The organism is Desulfosarcina sp. (genome assembly GCF_033791525.1).
In the GTDB taxonomy this organism is placed as follows: domain Bacteria; phylum Desulfobacterota; class Desulfobacteria; order Desulfobacterales; family Desulfosarcinaceae; genus Desulfosarcina.
This window is the reverse complement of sequence record NZ_JASJGN010000328.1, coordinates 1-4,988: the sequence shown is the minus strand read 5'-3', so window position 1 is coordinate 4,988 and position 4,988 is coordinate 1. Positions and strand designations below refer to the sequence as shown.

The 4,988-nt window shown below is 51.4% G+C and carries 3 protein-coding genes; all 3 read left to right on the top strand.

What is annotated here, in order from left to right:
• The first annotated feature begins 548 nt into the window (after window positions 1–548).
• Genes QNK41_RS16340 through QNK41_RS16330 form a run of 3 tightly spaced genes read left to right on the top strand, consistent with a single transcriptional unit; the run spans window position 549 to window position 4,740 of the window.
• Window positions 549–1,550 (top strand): 4Fe-4S dicluster domain-containing protein, encoded by a 1,002-nt coding sequence (locus tag QNK41_RS16340; RefSeq protein ID WP_319258820.1) that lies wholly within the window; start codon window positions 549–551, stop codon window positions 1,548–1,550.
• A 15-nt stretch (window positions 1,551–1,565) separates the two neighbouring features.
• A complete protein-coding gene (gene phnD / locus QNK41_RS16335) occupies window positions 1,566–2,552 on the top strand; it encodes a phosphate/phosphite/phosphonate ABC transporter substrate-binding protein (protein WP_319258818.1) in 987 nt (328 codons plus the stop codon).
• Window positions 2,533–4,740 carry a sigma 54-interacting transcriptional regulator gene (locus QNK41_RS16330; RefSeq protein ID WP_319258816.1) on the top strand — a complete coding sequence of 736 codons (2,208 nt, stop codon included), beginning with the start codon at window positions 2,533–2,535 and terminating at the stop codon, window positions 4,738–4,740. Before phnD ends, QNK41_RS16330 begins: the two co-directional genes overlap by 20 nt.
• Window positions 4,741–4,988: the final 248 nt, after the last annotated feature.

Here is a 4,988-nt window from a genome sequence, read left to right as displayed (position 1 = left end):
CACAATGGTTTGAAAACGGGCAGGGTTGTGGTCAACCTGGGTGAATTTTGCGCCTGAGTCGATGTGTCCCTACCCTACGGGCCGTCTGCAGATAGGCCCTGGGCCGGCGACACCTCAATGTCGCCGGCCCAGGGAACCAATTAACTCATGCTTTCATTTGCCACAATGGACGATCACTCTTAGTCTTGGATAAAGGGCATTCAAACTATAGTTACAATTATCCTTCCGCAATGTTGACCGCTGGCCCGAATCGACCCGCCGCACCGCACAGCTGATACACGTCTCATGACACGGTCCCCGCTGATTGGATTGACCGGCTGTTCCAGTTCAGACATACGATTTTTTTGCGGTTTTATCAGGGTTCACCCTCAGTATTCATACCCATCGCATCGGTGATGGAATGTCGAACCCGGTCCCTTTTTTTCCTTTGAACCTCACACTTGCTCGTGGTGCTACTATGTGGTAGCGTTGCATTATATCGAAATTCCAACCATCATCAATTATGCCTATCCGATAAATTTAACGCCTATGATGGAAGGGCAACACGCATGATCCCAGCCCAACCGGCCAACGTCCATCGCTGTCGGACAGACGTTATGCCTATTCTCGCGTCCGTGCCGGCCGTGCCTATTCTTCCCGACTGGGGTGTGTGGCGGACGATAGCGATGGCTTCCGCTGCAGATATCGACCTTTGCTGGACTTGTGGTGCCTGTGATAATGGATGCCCGGTGAGCCTCGCCACCGAACGACTGCGTCCCCAGCGAACCGTGCGAATGGCTGTATTTGGAATGATCGGTGAACTGCTGGTACGGCCAGATATCTGGTATTGTTTGTCGTGTCGACGTTGTCTGCAGGGGTGCCCCAACCGGGTCAAGCCTTTCGAACTGCATCGATACCTGCAAAACGAGGCCATTCGAAGGGGGATTCTCTCTGCTGATTTCCTCGGCGCATATCGCAAGCTGTTTGCCGAGTTTCAGCGGGTTCGTTGGCGGGCCGCATCCCACTGCTTCAACGGTAGTTTGGATCACCTTCCGGATCAGACCTGGTTTCAATGGTTGAAAAAACCGTTACCCCATGCCTCTTATCGTCCTGTCGCCCTGGGGGTGAATCGGAATACGCACGACCCGCCTAAATCGGAAATGGTGCTTAATGGCCAAGCCTGTTTCACCTGCAGCGAATGCAGCGGATGTTGCCCGATTATCTGTGGGGATGTGTTCGACCCGCAGAGAATTATACGCATGGTGAACCTCGGCCTTTCCGAGGAACTGCTAAGATCCCCCGCCATCTGGCTGTGCCTGGGGTGCCAGCGCTGTACGGACGCCTGCTCCCAGACCGTGAGCGGTTACGACATTATCCGCCAGCTTCAGCGGCAGGCCATTGAAAAAGGGTTCGTCGACCCAGCTTTTCCTATGCGACTGCTCGCTGCTGATCGGGTTATTTACCCGAAATATATAGAGGAAATCGACACCCTGATTGGCCTGTATCGCTTGAAGGACAGTGCTGACGTCATGGATGAGATCCGCCTTGATGGTATAAACGCCGAGTCGTAAACCGGAATTGGATACATGATGCGTTCCAGAACCAACCCCATCAGAGTGCTTGCTTCCTTAATTGGCTGTGTCATTTGGGTCGCCTGTTTTGTGCTCATGGGCTGCCAAACCGATTCAAACACGGTGACTGTCGATTTTTCAAAAAGGGCGAAAATCCTTCAGCCGGTCTTGTGTGAAACCAATCCCAACGCATTGCGCGTCGCCGTGGCATCCATCACCTCGCCCAAGCAGACCATGATTTTTTATCATGAATTGCTCAGATACGTCGGCGAAAAATTGGAGCGGGACATTATCCTCGTTCAACGCAAAACGTATGCAGAAGTCAACGAGCTGTTGGGAAGCGGAGATATCGATTTGGCTTTTATCTGCTCCGGTCCCTACGCTGTGGCTAAAAACCGCTACGGGTTAGTCCCGATCGCTATGCCAGTGGTCATGCAAAAAGAAACCTACCGGTCTTATCTGATTGTTAACCGTGACAGCCAGGCCAGCAATTTAGAGGCATTGCGCGGTCGAACCTTTGCCTTTTCCGACCCGGAATCGAACACTGGTTTTCTGGTGCCCCATTTTATTTTGAACCGCATCGGCGAGACAGCGGATCATTTCTTCAGCAAAACCATCTACACCTACAGTCATGACAACTCCATCATGGCTGTGGCAAGGAGCCTGGTTGACGGTGCCTTTGTTCACGAGCAGATCTGGGAATATTTCAGGCATCAAGACCCTCATTTCACTTCCCAGACCCGGGTGATCTTTCGATCACAACCTTTTGGCAATCCCCCTGTGGTGGCCTCATCGCACTTGCCGGCACAAACCATTCAACGGATCAAGCACCTGCTCTATAATTTACACATGGATCCGCAAGGAAAATCCATCTTAGGCCAACTCATGATCGAGCGATTCGTTCCCGTCAAAGAGGAGCTTTATGAACCGATCAGACGCATGGTCCTGGCGCTGAATGCCAAGGGAGCAACGCCTGCCGTTTATGAAAAGTCTGCGCACTAAATTACTGCTCACCGTAACCGTCATCATCGTCGGATGTGGGGTCAGCTTGTCCGCCATCATGACGTTCTGGTACAGCCACAACCTTTACCAGATCGCCCGAAACGAAGCCGAACGTCTGGCGCATCAGCTGGCCCTGGAGAGCACTGAAAAAGTTCTGATCAATGACATTGTCGCCCTCCAGAAAATGATCGACTACAACATGAGTCTCAACACATCCTTGTCCTACCTGTTTATACTGAGAAACGGCCAGGTTCAGGCCCACAGTTTTCAAGACGGCTTTCCCATTGATCTGGCCACCGTCAACTATTCCCCAAAGGGCGACAGTGCCAGCACGATCCGATTGAACAGCATCCAGGGAAAACACTACTATGATATTGCCTGGCCCATATTCGACGGAAATGGGGGTGTCCTGCGGCTGGGTATTTCGGAAAACAAATATATCAGGCAAGTTAGACAGTTGTGGATCCATATCGCATTGGTCACCCTTGCCCTGTTGATTGTCGGATTTCTGACCGCCAACCTCTTTATCCGGAAAATGACCCGCCCGTTGCTAAAACTCGCCGATGCGGCCGAAAAAATCGATGAAGGCAGTCTTGATTTAAAGGTCTCCGTTCAAAGCCATGACGAAGTTGAACGGTTGGCCGGCGCGTTCAATGCCATGCTTAACAGGATTAAAGACTATACCCAGCGCCTTGAAACCAAGAGCGATGAAATTAACCAGGCGTACACCCAAACCCGCAAATCCTTCGAAATTCTTCAGCAGATCGGTGCCCAACCGACAATAGCGGATGTCTGTTACTATATGATACACCGGTTCAAAGAGGTGGTGGCATGCCAGAAAATGGCCATGGTGGTATTTTTCAATTCCCGTGAAGACCTCATGCTGGTCACTGAACAAGCCACTGAGAACCTTGACTCGGCGAGTTACCACCATATGACGGCTTTGGTGAAGGGACTTGAATCGATCACCTTTGTCAAAAGCGACCGGTTCGATCATAAGGTGCTGCCGGAGGATTTCGAAGCTGCTGACCGATTGGTGGTGGTTCCCATACACCATGAACAGCAGCTCATCAGTGCGCTGGTGATCGCCTGCACAGGCAATTGCACCTGCAATAAGAAGGGCCTTGATGTCATAGAATTGATTTTCAAGCAGGCCGCGGGGGGGATCAAACGAGCTGCCGGGCAGGAAGCCGAGTTGCGCAACTTGCATGATCAAATTGAAAAATCGACCCATTTCAGCGGCATCGTGGGTAAACATGAAAAAATGAAAACGGTCTATCAGCTTATCAAGGACACCGCACCCACCGATGCCGCCGTCTTGATTCAGGGAGAGAGCGGCACCGGCAAGGAGTTGGTCGCCAAGGCCGTGCACCGTCACAGCCAACGAAAAAGTGGCCCTTTTGTGGTGATTAATTGTTCGGCTTTCCCGGCAACGCTGCTTGAAAGTGAACTTTTCGGCCATGAAAAAGGGGCTTTTACCGGGGCGGTCAAGCGCAAGCTCGGGCGCTTTGAACAGGCCCAAAATGGAACCGTGTTCCTGGATGAAATCGGTGAAATATCGTTGTCTGCCCAGGTCAAGCTCCTGCGCGTCCTGCAAACCCATCGATTTGAAAGAATAGGGGGTGAACTGACCATCGAGGTTGACGTACGCGTGATCTCCGCCACGAATAAAAACCTGATGGACGAGATTAAAAAAGGCCATTTTCGAGAAGACCTGTTTTACCGGCTCAACGTGATTCCTATCAATTTGCCGCCACTTCGGCTTCGAAAAAATGATATCCCACTTTTGGCGCGTCATTTTCTATCGCGTTATGCCGAGGAACAAAAGAAACAGCAGCTCATCGATTTCAGTATCGAAGCCATGCGGCAACTCATGGCGTATGCCTGGCCCGGCAATGTCAGAGAGTTGGAGAATGCTGTAGAGCACAGCGTCGTCCTGGCCAAAGGGACCGAGGTGCAGGTGGTCGACCTACCCTTGGAGATTCGGGACCAAGAAGGGCAAGGCGGTGCTCATGAACAGGCAGCCAACAGAACGTCGATCGTGACCAACGAAAAAAAGTTGCTGCTGGACGTCCTGCAAGAAAGCGGCTGGAACAAAAAGCTATCCGCCCAGAAGCTTGGAATCAGCCGCAGCACGCTGTATAACAAGCTGAAGAAATATGCCATCAAACAACCCCGCCTGAAATAAGGGCTCAGCATCGCCGCCAGCCTAATTCTTGGGCGGTTGCAAAGCCTGCTGCGGCACCGATACATTTATCCCGCCGATCGTCTCCGCACGCTGCCGTCGTCCGTGATTTCCTCAAAATATTTCGCCTGGTGTGTTTTTATTTGGAATCATGGGTTTCCGTGTCCTGTTTTTATACACAGATAACTTAATGTATTAATTAAAATTAATTGTATTGTCGAATTCAACGTCCATTCAGTGGACACGACGGT

What these genes read in the sequence shown, in the direction of transcription:
- QNK41_RS16340 (WP_319258820.1), top strand. Translation starts at nt 549, where the DNA reads ATGATCCCAGCCCAACCGGCCAACGTCCATCGCTGTCGGACAGACGTT.
- phnD (WP_319258818.1), top strand. Translation starts at nt 1,566, where the DNA reads ATGATGCGTTCCAGAACCAACCCCATCAGAGTGCTTGCTTCCTTAATT.
- QNK41_RS16330 (WP_319258816.1), top strand. Translation starts at nt 2,533, where the DNA reads ATGAAAAGTCTGCGCACTAAATTACTGCTCACCGTAACCGTCATCATC.